This is a genomic window from Microbacterium sp. TWP3-1-2b2, from assembly GCF_049896145.1.
In the GTDB taxonomy this organism is placed as follows: Bacteria; Actinomycetota; Actinomycetes; order Actinomycetales; family Microbacteriaceae; genus Microbacterium.
Genome location: NZ_JAFCTS010000001.1, coordinates 471,250 through 493,789 on the forward strand (window position 1 = coordinate 471,250; position 22,540 = coordinate 493,789).

Sequence of the window (22,540 nt, forward strand, 5' to 3'; positions counted from 1 at the left end):
CGCGCATGGAGATTTCATGATCGCCCTGACGCTTGCCGAGATCGCCGCAGTTACCGGTGGCGACTTGCGTCTCGTAGACCCCGACACCGCGGAGACCACTGTGTCCGGCGTCGTCGACACCGACTCGAGGAACATGGCCCCCGGCGGCATCTTCATCGCCAAACCCGGAGCGGAGACCGACGGGCACCGCTTCGTCTCGGCGGCGGTGGCGGGTGGAGCGTCATTGGCGATCGTCGAGCACGTCGTCGACGCGCGGGTGTCGCAGGTGGTCGTGAAGAATGCCGTCGCCGCTCTCGCTGATCTCGCCCGAGCCGTCGTCGCGCGGGTGCGCGCAGGCGGCCGACTGCAGATCGTCGGAATCACGGGCTCGAACGGGAAGACGACCACCAAGAACCTCCTCGCCCGCATCCTCGAGGACGAAGGCGAGACGATCGCGCCGATCAACTCTTACAACAACGAGGTGGGCGCGCCCGTCACCATGCTCCGTGTGACGGAGGACACCAGATACCTGGTGAGCGAGTTCGGCGCCGCGGGTCCTGGCAGCATCGCCCATCTCGCAGGTCTGGTCGAACCGGACATCGCCGTCGTCCTGATGGTCGGGATGGCTCACGCCGGCGGCTTCGGCGGTATCGAGGCGACGGCCAAGGCCAAGGCGGAGCTCATCTCTGCCTCTCGCCCGGGCGGGACCGCCGTGCTGAACATCGACGACTCGCGGGTCTCGGCCATGCGCGAGACAGCCGAGACGCGCGGTATGAACGTGATCGGCTTCGGTCAGGACGGCTCCGCCGACGTCCGCGCGAGCGAGGTCCAGGTGGCGGCGGACGGCACCAGGGCCGTCATCACCACGGCAGATGCGAGCCTTCCACTGCATCTGAAGGTGCTCGGCGCCCACCACATCACCAATGCCCTCGCGGCGATCGCTGCCGCTGGTGCTCTCGGCGTGCCACTCGCGGACGCGATCGCGCGTGTCGAGACCGTCCAGGTCGCCGAGCGCTGGCGGATGCAGCCGCTCGGCAACGACCGCGTGCGCATCATCAACGACGCCTACAACGCCAGCCCCGACTCCATGGCCGCCGCTCTGCGGACGCTCGCCCAGATCACCGGCCCCGACGAGCGCACTGTTGCCGTCCTCGGGGCGATGAGCGAACTCGGCGAGAGCGCGGGGGAGGAGCATGACCGCATCGGACTGCTCGCCGTGCGCCTGAACATCCGACGCATCGTCGTCGTCGGACCCGAGGCGCGCCGGTTGTACCTCTCCGTCGTCGGCGAGGGGTCGTGGGACAGTGAGGCCGTCCACCTGCCTGACCAGGACGCCGCATTCGAGTACCTGCGCACCGAGCTCCGTGACGGAGATCGTGTGCTCGTGAAATCATCCAATTCCGTGGGGCTTCGGCATCTCGGCGATCGTCTGGGAGAATTGTTCTCGTGAGATCACTCCTCATGGCGGCTGCGATTTCGCTCGCCTTCACCCTGTTCCTCACCCCCGTCTTCCTCCGGCTGTTCCGCCGGTGGGGCTGGGGGCAGGTGATCCGCACCCCCGAAGACATCGCGAACCCCAGCCACAGCGCCAAGCGGGGAACTCCGACGATGGGTGGCCTCATCTTCATCGTCGGCACCATGGTCGGCTACTTCGTCGGTGTCTACGCCGGCGGCAGCACCCCGGCCCTTTCGGCGATCCTCGTGCTCTGGCTCATGGTCGGTTTCGGTGCCGTCGGCTTCATCGACGACTACATGAAGGTCAAATCCCAGCGCAGTCTTGGTCTCTCCGGATGGCGCAAGGTGATCGGGCAGCTGATCGTGATGATCCCGTTCGGGGTCGTCGCGCTGAACTTCCCGAACCAGTTCGGTCAGAGGCCCGCGAGCGGCTACGTCTCGCTGTTCCGTGACATCACCTGGCTCGATCTGTTCAGCTTCGGCGTCATCATCGGTTGGATCGCGTACCTGATCTGGATCGCCGTGATCGGCATCGCCACGTCCAACAGCGTGAACCTCACCGACGGCCTGGACGGTCTCGCATCCGGCGCGGGCGTGTTCGTCGTCGGGGCCTACAGCCTGATCGCCTTCTGGCAGTTCAAGCAGTCCTGCGCGAGCGCGGGAGTGGACACCGGAGCTCTCGACGCGTGCTACGAGGTGCGAGATCCGTTCAGCCTTGCGATCGTCTCGGCATCATTCGCTGCCGGGCTGATCGGGTTCCTCTGGTGGAACGCGCCGAAGGCCAAGGTCTTCATGGGCGACGTCGGTTCGATGGCGATCGGCGGCGTCATCACGGCGATGGCGATCCTCACCCGCACCGAGCTGCTGCTGTTCGTGATCGCCGGTGTGTTCGTGCTGTCCTCCGGATCGGTCATCGTGCAGCGCCTCTACTTCAAGATCACTCGCGGCAAGCGCCTGTTCCTGATGAGCCCGTTCCATCATCATCTGGAGATGCGCGGCTGGTCGGAGATGACGATCGTCGTGCGCCTGTGGATCATCGCCGGCCTCCTGGCGGTCTCCGCGGTCGGTCTGTTCTATGTCGAATGGCTCACCGGAGTGGACGGATGAGCATCGCTCGCCTGGATGCGCTGACCAGCTGGCACGCGGACTGGAAGGGCCTGCGCGTCGCGGTGCTCGGACTTTCCGTGACGGGTTTCTCCGCGGCGGACACCCTCGCGGAGCTCGGTGCCGATGTGCTCGTGCTGTCGGAATCGGCTGCCGAGGAGTACGAGCGGCTCGTTCCGGTGATCGGCGCCCGCCTCGAACTCGGCGCACTCGAGGTGCCCCAGTCGCTGCGGGACTTCGAGCCGGAGGTCGTCGTCGCTTCCCCCGGCTTCTCACCGTCGCATCCGATCATCCGGTGGGCACAGGATGAAGGCATCGCCCTGTGGGGGGATGTGGAGCTCGCCTGGCGGGTACGCGACAAGGTGGTGCGTGCGGACGGCACCCCGGCCGAATGGGTGCTCATCACTGGCACGAACGGCAAGACCACGACGACCCAGCTCACCGCCACCCTGCTCGCAGAGGGTGGACTGCGCGCTGCACCGTGCGGGAACATCGGCATCCCGGTGCTGGACGCCGTACGCGATCCCGCCGGCTTCGACGTGCTCGTCGTTGAGCTCTCCAGCCATCAGCTCTGGTACATCGGCCAGAGCCGCGGCGTCGGTGAGCTCGTGCCCTATGCGTCCGTGTGCCTGAATCTCGCGGACGACCATCTCGTCTGGCACGGGAGCGCAGACGCCTATCGTGACGCGAAGGCTTTCGTCTACCGGAACACCCGCGTCGCCTGCGTGTACAACAAGGCCGACGAGGCGACGCGCATCATGGTCGAAGAAGCCGAGGTCATCGAAGGTGCTCGGGCGATCGGGTTCGACCTCGGCGTTCCAGGTCCGAGCGATCTCGGCGTGGTCGACGGCATCCTCGCCGACCGTGCGTTCCACGCCGACCGCGCGCGCAGTGCTCTCGAACTCACCACGGTCGCCGATCTCGCCGAAGCGGGGCTTTCGGCACCCCACATCGTGCAGAACATCCTCGCCGCGAGCGCGCTCGCGCGCTCGCTCGGCACGACGCCGGAGGCGATCAGGCGTGCGCTGCAGGCGTTCCGTCTCGACGAGCATCGCATCCAGGTCATCGCCCGCCACGCCGGCATCACCTGGGTCGACGACTCCAAGGCCACCAACCCGCACGCCGCGGCGTCGTCGCTGCGCGCATACCCCGGTGCTGTCTGGATCGTCGGGGGCGACCTCAAGGGTGTGGATCTCTCGGCCCTCGTCGCCGACGCCGGAAGAACCGCCGGCGCGGCGCTCGTGATCGGCGTCGAACGCGGCGAGGTGGTCGCGGCATTCGAGCGACACGCGCCCGCAGTGCCGGTGATCGAGGTGGTCACTGACGAGACTGAAGATGTCATGACCCGCGTGGTGGAACTTGCCGCAGGGATCGCCGATGACGGGGGAACGGTTCTATTGGCTCCCGCCGCGGCATCCTTCGACCAGTTCACCAGCTACGCGGATCGTGGCCACCGCTTCGCCGACGCGGTGCGCACATGGATCGATCGGGGGAGCGCCGATGACGCAGGTAGCCCGCCCACCGCGCACTGACCAAGGGCAGCGACGAGGCCTCGCCGCACGCGTCTCGCTCGGACGCATCTTCACGCCGCCGTCGAACGAGTTCGTCCTCATCGCGTCCACGGCGCTTCTGCTGACCGTCTTCGGGATCATCATGGTGATCTCCGCCACCAGCGCCACAGAGGCCGGCGTGATGGACACGGCCATCAAGCAGGCCATGTTCGCCGCAGTCGGCATTCCGATGATGTTCCTGGTCAGTCGCCTGCCGGTCGCCTTCCTCAAGAAGATGGCGTGGCCTGCGCTCATCCTCGCAACGATGCTCCAGCTTCTCGTCTTCATCCCCGGCATCGGCGTCGAGAACGACGGCAACCGCAACTGGATCAACGTCCTGGGCTTCTCCCTGCAGCCATCGGAATTCCTCAAGCTCGCGATCGCGCTGTGGGTCGCCTACGTGCTTCTGCGCAAACGCGTGCTGCTGGGTATCTGGCACCACGTGTTCATCCCCGTCATCCCCGTCTCTCTGCTGGCGATCGGCACGGTCATGGCGGGGCACGACCTCGGTACCGTCATGGTGCTCGTGCTGATCCTTCTCGGCTGCCTGTTCTTCGCGGGCGTCAAGCTGCGCCTCTTCATCCTCCCCGTGCTGCTCGGCATCATCGGGGTCATCGCACTGGCGGTCGTGAGCCCTGACCGGATGCGACGCATCTCGGCGGTGTGCACCGACATGACCAACTACGAGAACGACTGCTATCAGTCGATCCATGCCGTGTGGGGCATGGCGAACGGCGGGATCTTCGGTCTCGGCCTCGGCAACTCCCAGGAGAAGTACGGCTGGCTTCCGGCTGCGGCGAACGACTTCATCTTCGCCATCGTGGGCGAAGAACTCGGCCTCATCGGCTGTCTCGTGGTTCTCGCGCTCTTCACGTTCTTCGCCGTCGGTGCGTTCCACATCATGCGCAAGACGACAGACCCGTTCATCCGCGTCGCAGCCGGCGGCATCACCGTGTGGATCCTCGGCCAGGCGCTCATCAACATCGGCGTCGTGATCGGCATCTTCCCCGTGCTCGGCGTGCCGCTGCCGTTCATGTCGCAGGGCGGTACTGCTCTGCTCGCCGTGCTCCTTGCCTGCGGCGTGCTGCTCGCCTTCGCTCGCACGATCCCCGCATCCCCGCGGGGTAAAGTCACCAGGTGACCACGTACCTCCTCGCCGGCGGTGGCACCGCCGGCCATGTAAATCCGTTGCTCGCCGTCGCCGATTCGCTGCGTGAGCGCGACCCTGCGTCGAGCGTCCTCGTGCTCGGCACGAAGGAAGGGCTGGAAGCCCGACTCGTTCCGGAGCGCGGCTACGAGCTGCTGATCGTCGACAAGGTCCCCTTCCCACGCCGGCCGAACACGCAGGCGGCCGCGTTCCCCGGGCGCTTCAGGAAGGCGATCGCGCAGGTGCGCTCGCACATTCGCGAACACCGCGTCGACGTGGTCGTCGGGTTCGGCGGCTACGCGTCGGCACCTGCCTATCTGGCCGCACGTCGCGAGAAGGTGCCGTTCGTCGTGCACGAGGCCAACGCGAAGCCGGGGCTGGCGAACGTGCTGGGCGCTCGGCGTGCAGCGGGAGTCGGCGTCGCGTTCGAAGGCACCCCGCTCAAGGGCGGCGAAGTGGTCGGGATGCCGTTGCGCCACGAGATCGTGGATCTGGACCGTTCAGCCACACGGTCGGAAGCTGCAGTGCAATTCGGGCTGGATGCTGCGCGGCCAGTGCTGCTCGTCTTCGGGGGCTCGCTCGGTGCGCAGCGACTGAACGAGGCGTTCGCGGATTCCTGGGGTGACGTGCTCGCGGCGGGGTGGCAATTGCTGCACGTGACGGGAGAGCGCAGCGAGCTCGAGGACCCTGAGGTTCCCGGATACGCGGTGCGTCGCTACGTCGACCGGATGGATCTGGCATTCGCGCTTGCCGACCTGATCGTCTCCCGCGCGGGCTCCGCGACGGTGAGCGAGGTCAGCGCACTCGGTATCCCCGCCGTGTACGTGCCGTATGCGGTCGGGAACGGAGAGCAGCGGTTGAATGCCGCCTCTGCGGTCGCCGCAGGGGCGGCGATCCTGCTGCAGGACGGCACCTTCACCGGTGAGGTCGTCCGCGAGGAGATCATCCCGCTGCTGACCGACACCGATCGCCGCGCCCGGATGGCGTCTGCCGCAGAGCATGTCGGCACCCGCACCGGCACGGAGAACGTGATCGCGATGATCGACCGAGCGCTCGGCAGCGCGAATTAGGATGGACAGGACATGATCAGACCTGACCTCTCGCTCCCGATCCCGGACACCATCACCGCCGCCCACTTCATCGGGATCGGCGGATCCGGGATGAGCGGCCTCGCGAAGATGTTCCTTGATGCCGGCATCCGCGTGTCCGGATCCGATCGCGCCGACAGCGATGCGCTGCGGTCGCTGGCAGCGGCCGGAGCCACCGTGCACGTCGGCCACGACGCGGACCATCTCGGCGATGCCGACACCGTTGTCCACACCGGAGCCATCTGGCCCGAGAACCCTGAGTTCGTCACCGCCAAGGTACGCGGTCTGCATGTCATCCACCGCTCGCAGGCGCTGCACTGGCTCATCGGCGGACGTCGTCTGATCTCGGTGGCAGGCGCGCACGGCAAGACGACGTCGACCGGGATGATCGTGACAGCGCTGAAGTCGCTCGGCACTGACCCGAACTACGTCAACGGCGGAGTGATCGAGCAGCTGGGCACATCCAGTGCGTCCGGAGCCGACGACCTCTTCGTCGTCGAGGCCGATGAATCCGACGGCACGTTCCTGCTCTACGACACGGCGATCGCCCTGATCACGAATGTCGACCCGGACCACCTCGACCATTACGGATCGGATGACGCGTTCCACCAGGCGTTCATCCGGTTCGCGGACGCGGCGAGCGAAGCAGTGGTGATCTCCAGCGATGACGCCGGTGCGCTCAGGGTGAAAGCAGGCCTCTCACATCAGAACGTGATCAGCTTCGGCGTCGCCGCAGACGCCGACGTCCGCCTGACCGACATCTCGACCGCAGGCCCGGTGGCAGCGACCATCACACACGGGGAGCGCAGCGAGCGACTGCAACTCGTCGTGCCAGGAGCGCACAACGCGATCAACGCCGCTGGGGCCGTCGCCGTACTTCTGACCCTCGGTCATGAGCTCACAGATGCGGTGCGTGCTGTCGAGGGATTCGCCGGTACCGTGCGCAGGTTCGAGCTGCACGGTGTGGAGCGGGGTGTCAGCGTGTTCGATGACTACGCGCATCACCCGACCGAGGTGAAGGCCGCCCTGGTGGCGGCTCGCAGTGTCGTCGGCGACGGCCGGATCATCGCGATCCAGCAGCCGCACACTTACTCGCGCACTCAGCACATGTATCGCGAGTTCGCCGATGTGCTCGAGACCTACGCCGATCACACCGTCATGCTCGATGTCTACGGAGCCCGTGAAGACCCGGTACCAGGGGTCACCGGGGCGCTCGTCAGCGACGCATTCAGCGACCAGGAGCACGTGCACTACGTCGTCGACTGGCAGGCGGCTGCCGACTACACGGCGACGGTCGCACGTGAAGGCGACTACGTCATCACGCTCGGATGCGGCAACGTGCACCTGATCATCCCTCAGGTGCTCGAATCACTGCGGCGGACGACCGGAGTCTGACCGATGCGTCGCCCGGCACCGCTTCCGACTCCGCCGGAGCAGGAGACGAAGCCCACCCCTGCTCGTTCGCCGCGCCATGCGCGCGACGAACGAGCGGATCGGGACACGTCCGCGCCGCAAGGGGACGGACAGGTCGCTCCGATCAAGAGCATCGAGGACGTCGGTGCGGACGCCGACGACCAGGAACCCGAATCGCTGGAAGGCCTCACAGCAGGCGACGTCTGGCGTGCCGCGCGCGCGCGCCGCAAGGCCCTGCGCGCGGAGATCCGTCGCTTCACACAGCGCTCGCGGCGTCGGCGACTGATCTGGCTCGGTGCGATCGGCGCCGTGGTCCTGCTGATCGGGGGCAGCGTCGCGGCCGCGTACAGCCCGCTGTTCGCCGTCGAGAAGATCACCGTGGCCGGCGCATCGGCTCTTGATGCAGCATCCGTGGAGGCTGCTCTGAGTGACCAGCTCGGCACGCCGTTGGCGCTCGTGAGCGAGAGCGAGGTGAAAGCTGCGCTCATCGCCTTCCCACTGATCGAGACCTACGCACTCGAGGCCAAGCCGCCGCACGACCTCGTCGTTCGGATCGTCGAACGCACACCGATCGGCGTGATCGAATCCGGCGCCGGCTTCACTCTGGTCGATGCGGCAGGTGTCGCGCTGTCGACCACAGAGGCACGCCCGGAAGGACAGCCGGTGATCGCTGTCGACGGCGGCATCGAGTCCGACGCGTTCGAATCGGTCGGACTCGTCGTTCGTTCGCTCCCCGCAGACGTCCGAGCCACCGTCACCGACGTCTCCGCCTCCACACTGGACGACGTCACGCTGAAACTCTCGAGCGGGCTCACCGTGGTGTGGGGGAGTGCGGACGAGTCGGCGTACAAGGCCAGGGTGTTGGCGACGACGATGCAGGCGAACCCGGCTGCGCGAGAGATAGACGTCTCCTCTCCCGACGTCATCGTGGCCGGCTGACCCGAGGCCCACGAGCGGCGCGGTCGTGCTGCAGGTGTTCTTGCACGTCAAAGCGGCGACACGCCCGTGTCTTTGCGCTCACGAGGGCCTGTGGCGCATACCTTCGATCAAGAGAACGCAATACCGGGAAATACTTTACACCTCTAGTTGAGGTTTAAGGTTCACATTCGTTTCCAGGCTCGACACATCGGAGGCCGGCCATGAGCCAGAACCAGAACTACCTCGCCGTGATCAAGGTCGTCGGCGTCGGCGGTGGCGGCGTCAACGCCGTGAACCGCATGATCGATCTCGGCCTGCGCGGGGTCGAGTTCATCGCCGTCAACACCGACGCGCAGGCGCTGCTCATGAGCGACGCCGACGTCAAGCTCGATGTGGGCCGTGAGCTCACCCGGGGTCTCGGCGCGGGTGCCGACCCCGAGGTCGGACGTCGTGCTGCCGAGGACCACGCGGAGGAGATCGAGCAGGCCCTCACCGGTGCCGACATGGTCTTCGTCACCGCGGGTGAGGGAGGCGGAACGGGTACCGGTGGTGCTCCGGTCGTCGCCCGCATCGCCAAGTCGATCGGTGCGCTCACCATCGGCGTCGTCACCAAGCCGTTCTCATTCGAAGGTCGTCGCCGTCAGAGCCAGGCAGAGGCCGGCGTCTCCAAGCTGAAGGAAGAGGTCGACACCCTCATCGTCGTGCCTAACGACCGGCTGCTGGAGATCAGCGACCGCGGCATCTCGATGATCGAGGCGTTCGCCACTGCCGACCAGGTGCTCCTCGCCGGTGTGCAGGGCATCACCGACCTCATCACCACACCGGGTCTCATCAACCTCGACTTCGCTGACGTCAAGTCGGTCATGCAGGGCGCCGGATCCGCACTGATGGGCATCGGCTCCGCTCGTGGCGCGGATCGCGCGATCAAGGCCGCAGAGCTCGCTGTCGAATCTCCGTTGCTCGAGGCTTCGATCGAAGGCGCGCACGGCGTGCTGCTCTCGATCCAGGGCGGTTCGAACCTCGGCATCTTCGAGATCCACGACGCTGCAGATCTCGTCAAGGAGGCCGCGCACCCGGAGGCGAACATCATCTTCGGTACGGTCATCGACGACACCCTCGGCGACGAGGTGCGAGTCACGGTGATCGCGGCAGGCTTCGACGGCGGAGAGCCTTCGCTGCGGCTCGACCCGATGGTCGTCTCGCGCCCGGCGGCCGACACTCTGCCCGAGGTCTCCCTCTCGGATTCCGCCGAGGCTCCTGCTGCCGAGCAGAAGCAGAGCGAGGCCCCCCAGCAGCCCGCACCGCGTATCGCGGCGACGAGCCTGGAGCCGGCCTTCGCCGACGACGACATCGACATCCCCGAGTTCCTGAAGTAGGGGCGACTTGTCCGACCTTGCTGCGCGGCTGTCTGCGATCGATTCGCAGATCGCGGACGCCGCGCGCATCGCAGGGCGGGATGCCGCGGACATCACCCGCATAGTGGTGACCAAGTTCCATCCGGCGTCCCTCGTGCGCGAACTTCATGCGCTCGGCGTGCGTGATGTCGGTGAGAACCGTCAGCAGGAGCTCGAAGCCAAGAGAGGCGAGCTCGACTCGCCCGAGGGCGAGCGGGAGCTCGACGGACTGCGTTGGCACTTCATCGGTCAGGCGCAGACGAACAAGGCCGCCTCGATCCGAAGGAGCGCGGACGCGGTGCACTCGGTCGACCGCATCAAGCTCGCCGATGCACTGCACAGAGCGGCGGGCAACACCGACGAAGTCGAGCCGAGCGTCCTCGATGTGCTCGTGCAGGTCAATCTCACAGACGACGACGGTCGAGGCGGTGTCGCCCCTGAGGGTGCGCTGCACCTGGCGGAGCACATCCTCGCACTGCCGTCGCTGCGGCTGCGCGGAGTCATGGGTGTCGCACCGCTCGACGAGGCACCGGCATCCGCTTTCGCCCGCCTGCGCGGCATCGCAGACACGATCACGGCGCTCGACCCGAGCGCCACCTGGATCTCCGCCGGCATGACCGGCGACTTCGTCGAGGCGATCGCCGCAGGTGCGACACACCTGCGGATCGGCTCGGCAATCACAGGACCACGACCTGACCGGGGTTAACCTCGAATCAGATCAGCCCACGTCGAACACGGAGGACACGATGGGAAACCCGCTCAAGAAGACCATGGTGTACCTGGGACTCGCCGATGAGGAAGAGGCCTACGAAGAGCAGCTGGCTCCGGCCCCTGCTCGGGCTCACCGTGAGCGTGACCGCGATCGCGAACACGAGGAGGCCGCGCCTGCCCCGGTGACGCCACTGCGTCGCCCCGTGGCTGTGCGTCAGCCCTCGGCCGGCACCGTCAACGAGATCCTCACGGTGCACCCCAAGCAATACCGCGACGCGCAGCTGATCGCCGAGAGCTTCCGCGAGGGCGTTCCTGTCATCATCAACCTGTCGCAGATGAGCGACGCCGACGCGCGTCGCCTGATCGACTTCGCCAGCGGGCTCTCCCTCGGCCTGTACGGCCGCATCGAGCGCGTCACCAGCAAGGTGTTCCTGCTTTCGCCGGAGAACATCGCGGTGTCGGGTCATGGCGGCATCGCGAGCGCAGACCCGGAGTCTGCGGGCTTCGATCAGTCATAAGCCGTGACCGCACTGGTCTCGGTGATCGCATCGATCATTCATCTGGTCCTGTTGATCTACATCTTCGTGCTCTTCGCGCGGCTGATACTCGACTACATTCCGCTGTTCAATCGTGAGTGGCGACCCAAGGGTGGCGGTCTCATCGCCGCAGAACTCGTGTACACGGTGACCGACCCTCCGATCCGGCTGTTCCGGCGCTTCATCCCTCCACTGCGCATCGGCACGCTCTCACTGGATTTCGGCTTCACCTTCACCATGCTGGCCGTGCTGATCCTGATGTCGATAGCGCGCGCGTTCATCTCCGTGTGACCGGGCGGCGCTGCCGCTGACGTCTCACATCGCGTCACTTGCGAGCGGGGACTATGCTTGCTCGGAGGTGCGCGCCCCGGGTACGCGCCGGATCAATACCGAGCCACACTTCAGTCACTGGCAACAGAACTCATCGAAAGAGGAGCCGAGAACAATGGCACTGACCCCGGATGACGTCGTCACCAAGCAGTTCCAGCACGTCCGTTTCAAGGACGGCTTCGACCCGGACGAGGTCGATGACTTCCTCGACGAGATCGTCGTCGAGTGGCGCAAGGCCCTCGAGGAGAACGCCGAGCTGAAGACGAAGCTCGCCGCATACGAGTCCGGAGAGACTCCGGCTGCTCCGGCCGCCGAAGCGCCGGCCGTCGTCGACGAGGTCCCTGCTCCCGTCGTCGCAGCGGCTCCCGCTCCTGTCAGCGAAGCCTCGGCCGGTGGACCCACGACCGCGACCGCCGGCATCATCGAGCTCGCGCAGCGTCTGCACGACGAGCACGTCGCCGAGGGTGAGGCCAAGAAGAGCCAGCTCATCTCGGAGGCGCAGGCCGAGGTCGACCGCATCCGTGCCGACGCTCAGGCGAAGGAGCGCGAGGAGTCCGCTCGCCTCGAGCGCGAGCGCAACACGCTCGAAGCGCGCATCACCGAGCTGCGCAACTTCGAACGCGACTACCGCACCCAGCTTCGCGGCTACATCGAGGGCCAGCTCCGCGATCTCGACGAGAAGTCGGCATCGACGGACTCGACCCCGGTCTCGGCCATCGGGCTCTAGGTCGTCCCTTTGCCAGGACGTCGTCCACTCAGTCGGTCGGCGGCCGGTGTCATCGTCGCGGTTCTCGCGGCGCTGGTGCTGGCCGCCGATCAGTTTGTGAAGCACCTCACCATCGAGAATCTGCCTCTGCATGAGGTGGTGCCGGTACTGGGTGAGTTCCTTCAGCTGTACTACATCCGCAACTCTGGTGCGGCATTCTCGCTCGGCAGCGAGGTGACGTGGATCTTCACGATCGCGCTCACCGTCGTCGCCGGCATCATCATCTGGAAGTCGTTCGGTCTGCGCTCTCGGCTGTGGGCGGTCGTGCTGGGACTGCTGCTCGGCGGCGTACTCGGCAACCTCACCGATCGGCTGCTGCGCGAGCCCGGCTTCGCGGTCGGCCATGTCGTGGACATGATCTCGATGCCGTGGATGATGCCCGCGATCTTCAATGTCGCCGACATCTTCATCGTGTGCGGCATGATCGCCGTCGCGCTGCTCGTCGTGCTCGGACTGCGCTTCGACGGCACGCGCGAGCGGGACGACGTCGCGCCGGGGGCAGAGGTCGATCCCGACGAATCCGCCGACAGGAATACCGACACCACCGCTGATGCGGAGGTCCCCGCGGCCGAGAAGGCTCAGACTCCGATCGACGCTGAACCCGAACAGGCCAACTGAGGATGGAATCCCGGTCGCTGCCGGTTCCGGACGGCCTCGAGGGCGCACGCGTCGACGCGGCGCTCGCGAAGATGCTCGGCTTCTCGCGCACGTTCGCCGCAGAGGTCGCGGAAGCCGGAGGCGTGAGCCTGGACGGCGTGACGCTGGGCAAGTCCGATCGGCTGCACGCCGGCGGCTGGTTGAGCGTGGACTGGCAACCGAAGGAAGAGCCGAAGATCGTACCGGTCGTCGTGCCGGACCTCGGCATCATCTATGACGATGACGACATCGTCGTGGTGGACAAGCCGTCCGGCGTGGCCGCCCACCCGTCGCAGGGATGGGACGGCCCGACCGTGCTCGGGGCGCTGGCGGGTGCAGGATTCCGAATCGCCACCAGTGGTGCGGCCGAGCGGGCCGGCATAGTTCATCGGCTGGACGTCGGAACGAGCGGTCTCATGGTGGTCGCGAAGTCCGAATCCGCCTACACGGCGTTGAAGCACGCCTTCAAGGAGAGAACCGTCGAGAAGGTCTACCACGCGGTCGTGCAAGGACATCCTGACCCGCTCGCCGGCACCATCGACGCGCCGATCGGACGGCATCCGAACCACTCGTGGAAGTTCGCCGTCACCCCCTCGGGCAAGGACTCGATCACACACTATGAAACGCTCGAGGCGTTTCCAGGGGCCTCGCTGCTCGAGATCCACCTCGAGACCGGGCGCACGCATCAGATTCGCGTGCACATGGCCGCTCACCGGCATCCGTGCGTCGGCGACCCGCTCTACGGCGCCGACCCGAGGATGTCGGCCAGGCTAGGACTCACTCGTCAATGGCTGCACGCCCATCGGCTCGGATTCACCCATCCGGCGACGGGGGAATGGGTGCAGTTCGAATCGCCGTATCCTGCCGATTTCGTGCGCGCATTGGAGATTCTGCGCGGGGAGTGAAGGCGGATCGTCCGTGGCATCCGACACACTGAGAACATGACGATCGACGTGCGCCCGGCGACCGTGTTCGACGATGTCGCAACGCTCGTCGGCCCGAAGAAGGCGACATCGAACGTGTGCTTCTGCCTGAGCTATCGGCTGGGGAACAAAGAGAACGTGGCGCTGCGCGGAGAGGCGCGTGCTGAGCGCGTGCGCGAGCTGTGCGACCACGACCCGCCCCCGGGGGTGATCGCCTACCTCGATGACGAGCCCGTCGGATGGGCGGCGCTGCATCCGCGTCGAGACACGAGTTTCGCCCGCAACCGATTGATCCCGCACGTCGACGAGCTCGATGTCTGGTCGTTGTGGTGCTTCCGCGTGAGGCCGGGACATCGCAAGCAGGGCGTCATGCATTCGCTGATCGACGGAGCCGTCGCGTACGCGCGCGAACGAGGAGCGCCGGCGATCGAGGGGTACCCCGTCGACAATCGGGGGGAGAAGGTCGATCTCACCATGGCGTACGTCGGCACGAAGGCGATGTTCGAGAAGGCGGGTTTCGAGCAGGCCGCCCTGACGAGTTCTGTACTGAACGGATTCCCACGGGTGCTGATGCGGCTCGACCTGCGAAAGAATCCGTGAACTGTTTTCGCGCGGCAGAGCAATACACAGTGTGAGACAGCGAGATCATCGCGCGATCGGTCGACGATCCAGGAGCCTTCTCCGGGATCTTCGAGCGGCACGTCCGTCCTGTCGGCGGATACATCCGGCGGCGAGTAGGGGTGGATGCCGTCGACGATGTCCTCAGCGAGACATTTCTCGTGGCGTTCCGCCGCCGTTCGTCCTTCGACGGCGCATGGGAATCGGCGCTGCCCTGGTTGCTCGGAATCGCCACGCGTGTGATCAAGAGCCAGCATGCGGCGGAAGCGCGCCAATGGCGGGCATTCGAGTCCTCGGCATCCGCCAACGCGGTCATCGAAGAACTGCCGCATTCGTTTTCAGAATCACGACTTGATGCCGACGCCGCACTGCGTGCGCTGGCACCGAGGATCGCGGGACTGAACAGGAAGGACAGGGACACCCTGCTGCTGTACGCCTGGGGAGACCTGACGTACGAGCAGGTCGCCGTGGCTCTCGATGTTCCGGTGGGCACGGTGCGTTCTCGTCTGAATCGCGTTCGTCGCAAGCTCGCGCCGCCAGGATCGCATGGCGCGACCCGGCTGACACCCATAGTCACGATGATGGCGAAGGAGGAGAGCGATGTCTCTTATGGAACGAGTGCGTGAGATCGGGGCGGATGAGGCCGACACAGCTGACGAGAGCGTTCGGCTGGCGCGGAACGCACTTTCGCGCGAGATCGCGCGAAGCGGGCAGCCGGAGAGGTTGCGCCGCACGCGTCGCCGCTGGGCGGGGATCGGCATCGGAGGATTAGTGGCCGGCGCCGCGGCGACGGCGATCGTCATCGGCTCCGTGTTGGCACCCGTCGATGCGCCGACCGCATCGGCAGCGGACGCGCTGAATGCGGCGGCGAACGCGACGCTCGCGGCAGTCGCGCTGGACCCGGGACCAGGGCAGTACATCAGGATTCAGGAGGTCTCGACGCAGGAGCTCGGCTGGACACCGGATCCGAGCCTTCCCGAGGGAGGGTACCTCGACGGTCGCGGCTCGGCCACGCAGGCGTCTGTGCGCCAGTCGCGGTCACTGTACGTGCCGGCCGACCGATCACAGGACTGGGTGGAGGACTACGACGAGTCCACCGAAGTGCTGGAGGTGTCCGGACCTGATGCTGCTGCTGCACGCGCGGTGCTCGAATCCGAAGGCGCCGGTCCGAGAATGGGCGTGCAGGTGTATCCCGGTGGCATGTACACCCAAACAGGTGCCGGTGCTGAAGGCGTCGACCCGGAGGACGTGCTCACGTTCTCGCGCAACGCGCTCGCCTGCTACTACGACGAGATGCCGCGTGATCCTGAGGAGTTGGTCGCATGGCTCGACGATTCCTCGTACGAATATCTTTCGGATTGTCCTCCGCCGCAACTCGGGGAACCCATCGATTTCAACCTCGCCCCGGCGGACCTGCGCGCCGCTATGTTCCAGGCGCTCGCGCTCGTCCCCGGGGCGCACGTCGAACGTGTCGAGGGCGATATCACCACGATCGCCTTCCCGGAGGACGGTGAGAGCGATTGGATGCAGACCGTCGACGTGGACACGTCGCAGGGGCTGATCGTCGGTCGAGGGAATCTTGACGGCGGCAGTTGGTCGAGTCGCGTGCACATCACCGTGATCGATCAGATCCCCGCGTCCGTGAACGCGCCGCAGCCGTAGCATCCGATATGGGTTCCGCGGGTGCTCAGTGCGACCTCGGGCCCCATACCAAAATGCCGACGTCTGCGCCCCGACGTAGACTCGAGCACGTGGCATCCGACTCCTTCGTACACCTGCACGTGCACAGCGAGTACTCGATGCTGGATGGTGCTGCCAAGATCAACTCGATGACGCAGGCGGCCGCCGATTACGGCATGCCGGCCATCGCTGTCACGGATCACGGCAACACCTTCGCGGCCTTCGAGTTCTACAACGCGGCGAACAATGCCGGCGTGAAACCGATCATCGGCCTCGAGGCCTACGTCACCCCCGGAACGCACCGCAGCGACAAGACGCGTGTGGCCTGGGGGTCGCCGGATCAGAAGCGCGACGACGTCTCCGGTTCCGGTGCCTACACCCACATGACCATGTGGAGCCAGAGCACCGAGGGCATGCACAACCTCTTCCGGCTGAGCTCGCTGTCCAGCCTCGAGGGCCAGTACTTCAAGCCCCGTATGGACCGCGAGCTGCTCCAGACGTACGGCAAGGGACTCATCGCCACCACCGGCTGCCCGTCCGGCGAGATCCAGACCCGCCTGCGCCTCGGACAGTACGACGCAGCGCGTGCCGCCGCGGCTGAGTTCCAGGACATCTTCGGCAAAGAGAACTACTTCGCCGAGATCATGGATCACGGACTCTCGATCGAACGTCGGATCATGACCGACCTCCTGCGTCTGGCCAAGGATCTCGGCATCCCGCTCGTCGGCACGAACGACTCGCACTACACGCATCAGCATGAGGCCGACGCGCACGCGGCTCTGCTGTGCGTGCAATCAGGCTCGACGATGGACGACCCGAACCGCTTCAAGTTCGACGGCGACGGCTACTACATCAAGACGGCGCAGGAGATGCGCCAGCTCTTCCGCGACAACCCGGAGGCGTGCGACAACACGCTGCTGATCGCCGAACGCTGCCAGGTCGATTTCAACACCTCGGCCAACTACATGCCGCGCTTCCCTGTGCCCGACGGCGAGACCGAGGACAGCTGGCTCATCAAAGAGGTCGAGGCCGGGCTGCACTACCGCTACCCGTCCGGCATTCCCGACAAGGTGCGCAAGCGCGCCGAATACGAGACCGGCGTCATCCTCCAGATGGGGTTCCCCGGCTACTTCCTCGTGGTCGCCGACTTCATCAACTGGGCCAAGGACAACGGCATCCGCGTCGGTCCCGGCCGTGGTTCCGGTGCCGGTTCCATGGTCGCCTACGCGATGAAGATCACCGACCTCGACCCGATCGAGCACGGCCTCATCTTCGAGCGCTTCCTCAACCCTGATCGTGTCTCGATGCCCGACTTCGACGTCGACTTCGATGATCGTCGCCGCGGCGAAGTGATCGACTACGTCACCGAGAAGTACGGCTCTGAGCGCGTCGCGCAGATCGTCACGTACGGCACGATCAAGTCCAAGCAGGCGCTGAAGGATGCCGGACGAGTGCTCGGCTTCCCGTTCAGCATGGGCGAGCGTCTGACCAAGGCCATGCCACCGCCCGTGATGGGCAAGGACATGCCGCTGGACGGCATGTTCGACTCGAAGCATCCGCGGTTCAAAGAAGCCAGCGAATTCCGCACACTCATCGAGACCGATCCAGAGGCCAAGACGGTCTTCGACCGTGCCGTCGGGCTGGAGGGTCTGAAGCGGCAGTGGGGTGTGCACGCCGCTGGCGTGATCATGTCGAGTGAACCTCTGCTCGACATCATCCCGATCATGCGCCGCGAGCAGGACGGCCAGATCGTCACGCAGTTCGACTACCCGTCGTGCGAGAGCCTCGGCCTGATCAAGATGGACTTCCTGGGGCTGCGCAACCTCACGATCATCTCGGACGCGCTCGACAACATCCGCACCAACAGGGGCGAGGAGCTCGATCTCGAGCATCTCGAGCTCGATGACCAGGGCGCCTACGATCTGCTCGGCAAGGGCGACTCGCTCGGCGTGTTCCAGCTCGACGGCGGACCGATGCGTTCACTGATGCGTCTGATGAAGCCCGACAACTTCGGTGACATCTCGGCGCTGATCGCGTTGTACCGGCCTGGCCCCATGGGCGCGAACTCGCACACGAACTATGCGCTGCGCAAGAACGGGTTGCAGCCGATCACCCCGATCCATCCGGAGTTCACCGAATCGCTCGCCGAGATCCTGGACGAGTCCTACGGCCTCATCATCTACCAGGAGCAGGTGATGGCGATCGCGCAGAAGGTCGCCGGGTTCTCCCTCGGCCAGGCCGATATCCTCCGCCGCGCGATGGGCAAGAAGAAGAAGTCGGAACTGGACAAGCAGTTCGCGGGCTTCCAAGCGGGAATGCACGCCAACGGGTACTCCGACGGTGCGGTGAACGCGATCTGGGAGATCCTGCTGCCGTTCTCCGACTACGCGTTCAACAAGGCACACTCCGCCGCGTACGGCGTGGTCTCGTACTGGACCGCATACCTCAAAGCTCACTATCCCGCCGAGTACATGGCCGCACTGCTCACCAGCGTCGGCGACTCCAAGGACAAGATGGCGATCTACCTGAATGAGTGCCGCCGTATGGGCATCCAGGTGCTGCCGCCGGATGTGCGGGAGTCGATCAACTTCTTCGCGGCAGTCGGTGACGACATCCGCTTCGGCCTCGGCGCGGTCCGCAACGTGGGCAGCAACGTCGTCGACGGCATCGTCCAGGCCCGAGAGAAGGAGAGCTTCGACTCCTTCCATGACTTCCTCAAGAAGGTGCCGCTGCACGTCTCGAACAAGCGGACAGTCGAATCTCTGATCAAGGCTGGCGCGTTCGACTCGATCGGCGACACTCGCCGCGCACTCATGGAGATCCATGAGGATGCTGTGGAGGCGGCCGTCGGTCAGAAGCGGAACGAGGCGCAGGGTGCCATCGGATTCGACTTCGACAGCCTGTACGACGCGGTGGAGGAAGCCGTGCCTGCGAAGGTTCCTGATCGGCCCGAGTGGGTGAAGAAGGACAAGCTCGCCTTCGAACGCGAGATGCTCGGCCTCTACGTCTCCGACCATCCGCTCGCCGGGCTCGAGGTGCCGCTCGCCAAGCACGCGTCGATCTCGATCAGTAACCTGCTCGCCTCGGAGGACCTGCAAGACGGTGACCAGGTCACTGTGGCCGGTCTCGTAACGAGCGTGCAGCATCGCGTGGCGAAGGCCAGCGGTAATCCGTACGGCATGATCACCGTCGAGGACTTCAACGGTGAGGTCACCGTGATGTTCATGGGCAAGACCTACACCGAGTTCCAGCACACGCTGCAGCAGGATGCGATCCTGGCAGTGCGCGGTCGGGTGTCGCGTCGGGATGACGGCCTGAATCTGCACGCGCAGTCGGCGTTCTCGCCCGACGTCGGTTCGTTCGATGCGGCGGGCCCTCTCGCCCTGGTGCTCGCCGAGCAGCGCGCGACAGAGCGGGTGATGAACGACCTCGCCGAGGTGCTGCGGCGTCATAACGGCGAGACCGAGGTGGTGTTGAGAGTACACAGAGGCAGCACGGCGAAGGTGTTCGAAGTGCCGATGCCCGTGAAGGTCTCCGCCGATCTGTTCGGCGACCTGAAGTCGCTTCTCGGCCCTGCCTGCCTGGGATGACCGGGTAGTTCTCCCCTTGCATCCGGACACGCCGCCCGGATGCAACAGGTAGTATCGGGACGCGTTGGGCGCGCATGATCAGTCGGAGTGCGCCACGTTGAAAGGACCACGCTTCATGAGCACGGAATCTCCCCTCCCCAGCGACTCGGAGCCGTTCAACGACTCGGAGCACGCCGCCGACGCCACGCCTCTCGCGGAGGACGACGGTGTGCTCTACGACGAAGAGGTCACTCCGCAGTATGGAATCGTCGGCTTCACGCTGCGTGAACTGCTCATCGTCGGCGTATGGTTCATCGCCTTCGTCACGTCTTTCTTCCCGGTCTACGCCTACGAGGGCTCCACCTCGCTCTGGGCGCAGGGTATTCAGTGGATCCTCGCTCTCGGACTGCCCACGGCCGCAGTGTTCCTCATCGTGCTCCGCCGCTTCTCGCCGGACGGCATCCGCAGAGTGGGCTCGCTCGGAATCGACCAGTTCGCATCCGTGTCGTTCTCAGTGAGCGCTCTCTTCTGGGCAGCGGCCAACTGGGATCTCATGATCGTCACGGTGGCCACCGGCGACTTCGCTTTGACCTGGCTCACGATCCTCCAGCTCATCACGGCGCTCGCACTCGTCGTGCTCACCGTCTTCGCGCCGCTCATCCCCGGACTGCGTGACGACTTCCGCGGGCGCCTGGTGACGCTCGCGCATCGCAACGCCAACCCCGTCCGTCCTGTGATCGAGCGACCGCGTCCCGAGAAGCCCGCGCCGGCGCAGCAGGAGACACCGGTCGTGGATCCTGAGCTCTCTGATGACGAGCGCACGAGCGACGAGATCGCGCACCTCGGGCTCGGCGATCGCCTGTCTTCCACGTCGCACGCGTCGAGCAGGGAACGCGGCATCGCGCCAGGTGTCGGAGACGAGATCGGTCTGGGCACGACTGTCGGCGCTGACGACAGCGAGTACGTTCCCGCGTACGCGCGTACGTCGCGCGGCCAGTTCGACATCGAAGACGATCAGGATGCCGTGACACCCGACCTCACCGAACCGACTGCCGCGGCAGATCGCGAAGAGGTCGTCGAGACTGCAGGGAACGAGAATCTCACGGAGGTCATCGACGATCTCGACATCACGGCACCTCGCGAAGTGACTGCCTCGCCGGAGGCGATCACCGAGACATTCGCCGATGCCTCTCCAGCCGTGTCGTCGCAGCCGTTCTGGGCCCTCGCCCCCACTGAGCGCGATGTGTTCGACGAGCGCGGGGAGCCCTTGTTCCGCATCGGTCCGAGTGCATGGGCTCTCGTGGTCGAAGACCGTGGCGGCGCTTACGTGGTCCGACACGACGACGGTCGCATCGGTTACCTGCACGACATCGCAGACATCACGAGGGGCTGACGTGCGCACCATCGATCTGCGAGGGCAGAAGCTCTCGCCTGCAGACATGCTCGCAGCTGTGCCTCGCGCCACACAGGCCAGGGCCGAGGCGCTCGAGACGGCGGCGCGGATCGTCGAAGACGTGCGTGCCGGGGGAGAGGACGCCCTGCGCGCGCAGGCGGAGAAGTTCGATGCGGTCACAGGACACGCCGTCCGTGTGCCGAAGTCTCACCTCGACGACGCCGTCGCATCTCTCACATCCGAGATCAGATCCGCTCTCGAGGAGACGATCCGTCGCGTGCGTCAGGCGTCCACCGCCCAGGTGCCGGATGATCGTGTGACGGAGATCGGCCCTGGCGCGCGGATCACGCAGCGCTGGCAGCCTGTTCAGCGCGTCGGCGTCTACATCCCGGGCGGCAAAGCGGTCTACCCCTCCAGTGTGATCATGAACGTCGTACCTGCGCAGGTCGCCGGTGTCGAGCAGATCGCGCTCGCCTCCCCGCCGCAGCGCGATCAGGACGGCCGGATCCACCCGGTCATCCTGGCCGCGGCCGGGCTCCTCGGCATCACCGAGGTGTATGCGATGGGCGGAGCCGGCGCCATCGGGGCTTTCGCGTGGGGAGTTCCCGGCCTCGACCTCGACCCTGTCGATGTCGTCTCCGGGCCGGGCAACAACTACGTGGCCTCCGCGAAGCGCGCCGTCGCAGGAGTCGTCGGCACGGATTCAGAGGCCGGAGCGACCGAGATACTCATCGTCGCGGACGCCGCAGCGGACGCACGTCTGATCGCGGCCGACCTCATCAGCCAGGCCGAGCACGACGAGCAGGCCTCCGCCGTGCTCGTGACCGACAGCGCGGACCTCGCCGAGCGGGTCGCGACAGAGGTCGAGCAGCTGGCTGCCGCGACCAGGCACAGCGAGCGCGTCGCAGTCTCACTCGCCGGCCCGCAGTCGGCGATCGTCCTCGTCGACGATCGTGCCATGGCGACGGCCTTCAGCAACGCTTATGCTCCCGAGCACCTCGAACTGCACCTTGCCGACGCCGAGGCCGCGGCATCCGCGTTCACCAGCGCCGGTGCGGTCTTCGTCGGCGATCAGACGCCGGTGAGTCTCGGCGACTACATGGCCGGCAGCAACCACATTCTGCCGACCGGCGGTCAGGCGCGCTACGCGCCCGGCCTCGGCGCGTACACGTTCCTGCGTCCGCAGCAGGTCATCTCCTACGATCACGCCGCTCTCGCGGTCGTGCGCGAAGGCGTCGTCGCTCTCGCGAACGCCGAGGTGCTGCCGGCGCATGGCGAGGCGATCGAAGCGCGCTTCCAGGGAGCGGCCCAGCCAGCGACTACGCTGTAA

At 66.0% G+C, this 22,540-nt stretch carries 20 protein-coding genes; all 20 read left to right on the forward strand.

The genetic code is table 11. From position 1 onward, the window contains the following. The first annotated feature begins 16 nt into the window (after nt 1-16). Nucleotides 17-1,429, forward strand: coding sequence for a UDP-N-acetylmuramoyl-tripeptide--D-alanyl-D-alanine ligase (locus ACP7AR_RS02390; RefSeq protein ID WP_426182274.1), 1,413 nt, complete (start codon nt 17-19; stop codon nt 1,427-1,429). Continuing rightward, entirely contained in the window at nt 1,426-2,541 is a 1,116-nt protein-coding gene (mraY, locus tag ACP7AR_RS02395; RefSeq protein WP_426182277.1) for a phospho-N-acetylmuramoyl-pentapeptide-transferase, read from the forward strand. Before ACP7AR_RS02390 ends, mraY begins: the two co-directional genes overlap by 4 nt. Beyond that, nucleotides 2,538-4,070, forward strand: a complete 1,533-nt coding sequence (gene murD, locus ACP7AR_RS02400) for a UDP-N-acetylmuramoyl-L-alanine--D-glutamate ligase (protein WP_426182280.1) — start codon at nt 2,538-2,540, stop codon at nt 4,068-4,070. The genes mraY and murD overlap by 4 nt, the downstream gene beginning before the upstream one ends. Beyond that, nucleotides 4,039-5,229: a putative lipid II flippase FtsW gene (gene ftsW / locus ACP7AR_RS02405; protein WP_426182282.1), complete on the forward strand. Its 1,191-nt coding sequence runs from the start codon at nt 4,039-4,041 to the stop codon at nt 5,227-5,229. Before murD ends, ftsW begins: the two co-directional genes overlap by 32 nt. After that, nucleotides 5,226-6,305 carry a UDP-N-acetylglucosamine--N-acetylmuramyl-(pentapeptide) pyrophosphoryl-undecaprenol N-acetylglucosamine transferase gene (locus ACP7AR_RS02410; protein WP_426182285.1) on the forward strand — a complete coding sequence of 360 codons (1,080 nt, stop codon included), beginning with the start codon at nt 5,226-5,228 and terminating at the stop codon, nt 6,303-6,305. The genes ftsW and ACP7AR_RS02410 overlap by 4 nt, the downstream gene beginning before the upstream one ends. 12 nt (nt 6,306-6,317) lie before the next feature. Then, nucleotides 6,318-7,718 (forward strand): UDP-N-acetylmuramate--L-alanine ligase, encoded by a 1,401-nt coding sequence (gene murC / locus ACP7AR_RS02415; RefSeq protein ID WP_426182287.1) that lies wholly within the window; start codon nt 6,318-6,320, stop codon nt 7,716-7,718. Between the two features lie 3 nt (nt 7,719-7,721). Then, nucleotides 7,722-8,675: an FtsQ-type POTRA domain-containing protein gene (locus ACP7AR_RS02420; RefSeq protein ID WP_426182290.1), complete on the forward strand. Its 954-nt coding sequence runs from the start codon at nt 7,722-7,724 to the stop codon at nt 8,673-8,675. Between the two features lie 200 nt (nt 8,676-8,875). Next, nucleotides 8,876-10,030, forward strand: a complete 1,155-nt coding sequence (gene ftsZ, locus ACP7AR_RS02425; protein WP_426182293.1) for a cell division protein FtsZ — start codon at nt 8,876-8,878, stop codon at nt 10,028-10,030. Between the two features lie 7 nt (nt 10,031-10,037). After that, nucleotides 10,038-10,754: a YggS family pyridoxal phosphate-dependent enzyme gene (locus ACP7AR_RS02430; RefSeq protein WP_426182296.1), complete on the forward strand. Its 717-nt coding sequence runs from the start codon at nt 10,038-10,040 to the stop codon at nt 10,752-10,754. 40 nt (nt 10,755-10,794) lie between these two features. After that, on the forward strand, nt 10,795-11,277 hold the full coding sequence (locus ACP7AR_RS02435; protein WP_426182298.1) for a cell division protein SepF: 483 nt from the start codon (nt 10,795-10,797) through the stop codon (nt 11,275-11,277). Nucleotides 11,278-11,280: 3 nt separating this feature from the next. Then, nucleotides 11,281-11,586 (forward strand): YggT family protein, encoded by a 306-nt coding sequence (locus ACP7AR_RS02440; RefSeq protein WP_426182301.1) that lies wholly within the window; start codon nt 11,281-11,283, stop codon nt 11,584-11,586. A 154-nt stretch (nt 11,587-11,740) separates the two neighbouring features. Further along, nucleotides 11,741-12,352 carry a DivIVA domain-containing protein gene (locus ACP7AR_RS02445; protein WP_426182304.1) on the forward strand — a complete coding sequence of 204 codons (612 nt, stop codon included), beginning with the start codon at nt 11,741-11,743 and terminating at the stop codon, nt 12,350-12,352. Between the two features lie 9 nt (nt 12,353-12,361). Further along, nucleotides 12,362-13,009 carry a signal peptidase II gene (lspA, locus tag ACP7AR_RS02450; protein ID WP_426182307.1) on the forward strand — a complete coding sequence of 216 codons (648 nt, stop codon included), beginning with the start codon at nt 12,362-12,364 and terminating at the stop codon, nt 13,007-13,009. Nucleotides 13,010-13,011: 2 nt separating this feature from the next. Further along, nucleotides 13,012-13,932, forward strand: a complete 921-nt coding sequence (locus ACP7AR_RS02455; RefSeq protein WP_426182310.1) for an RluA family pseudouridine synthase — start codon at nt 13,012-13,014, stop codon at nt 13,930-13,932. Nucleotides 13,933-13,968: 36 nt separating this feature from the next. Beyond that, nucleotides 13,969-14,550, forward strand: a complete 582-nt coding sequence (locus tag ACP7AR_RS02460; protein WP_426182313.1) for a GNAT family N-acetyltransferase — start codon at nt 13,969-13,971, stop codon at nt 14,548-14,550. Between the two features lie 86 nt (nt 14,551-14,636). After that, a complete protein-coding gene (locus tag ACP7AR_RS02465; protein ID WP_426187587.1) occupies nt 14,637-15,194 on the forward strand; it encodes an RNA polymerase sigma factor in 558 nt (185 codons plus the stop codon). Continuing rightward, on the forward strand, nt 15,169-16,230 hold the full coding sequence (locus ACP7AR_RS02470; RefSeq protein ID WP_426182316.1) for a hypothetical protein: 1,062 nt from the start codon (nt 15,169-15,171) through the stop codon (nt 16,228-16,230). Before ACP7AR_RS02465 ends, ACP7AR_RS02470 begins: the two co-directional genes overlap by 26 nt. Before the next feature lie 137 nt (nt 16,231-16,367). Next, the gene (dnaE, locus tag ACP7AR_RS02475) at nt 16,368-19,838 is read left to right on the forward strand and encodes a DNA polymerase III subunit alpha (protein WP_426187589.1); all 3,471 of its coding nucleotides are present in this window, start codon (nt 16,368-16,370) and stop codon (nt 19,836-19,838) included. Nucleotides 19,839-19,953: 115 nt separating this feature from the next. Next, the gene (locus ACP7AR_RS02480) at nt 19,954-21,210 is read left to right on the forward strand and encodes a hypothetical protein (RefSeq protein WP_426182319.1); all 1,257 of its coding nucleotides are present in this window, start codon (nt 19,954-19,956) and stop codon (nt 21,208-21,210) included. A 1-nt stretch (nt 21,211) separates the two neighbouring features. After that, nucleotides 21,212-22,540 carry a histidinol dehydrogenase gene (gene hisD, locus ACP7AR_RS02485; protein WP_426182322.1) on the forward strand — a complete coding sequence of 443 codons (1,329 nt, stop codon included), beginning with the start codon at nt 21,212-21,214 and terminating at the stop codon, nt 22,538-22,540.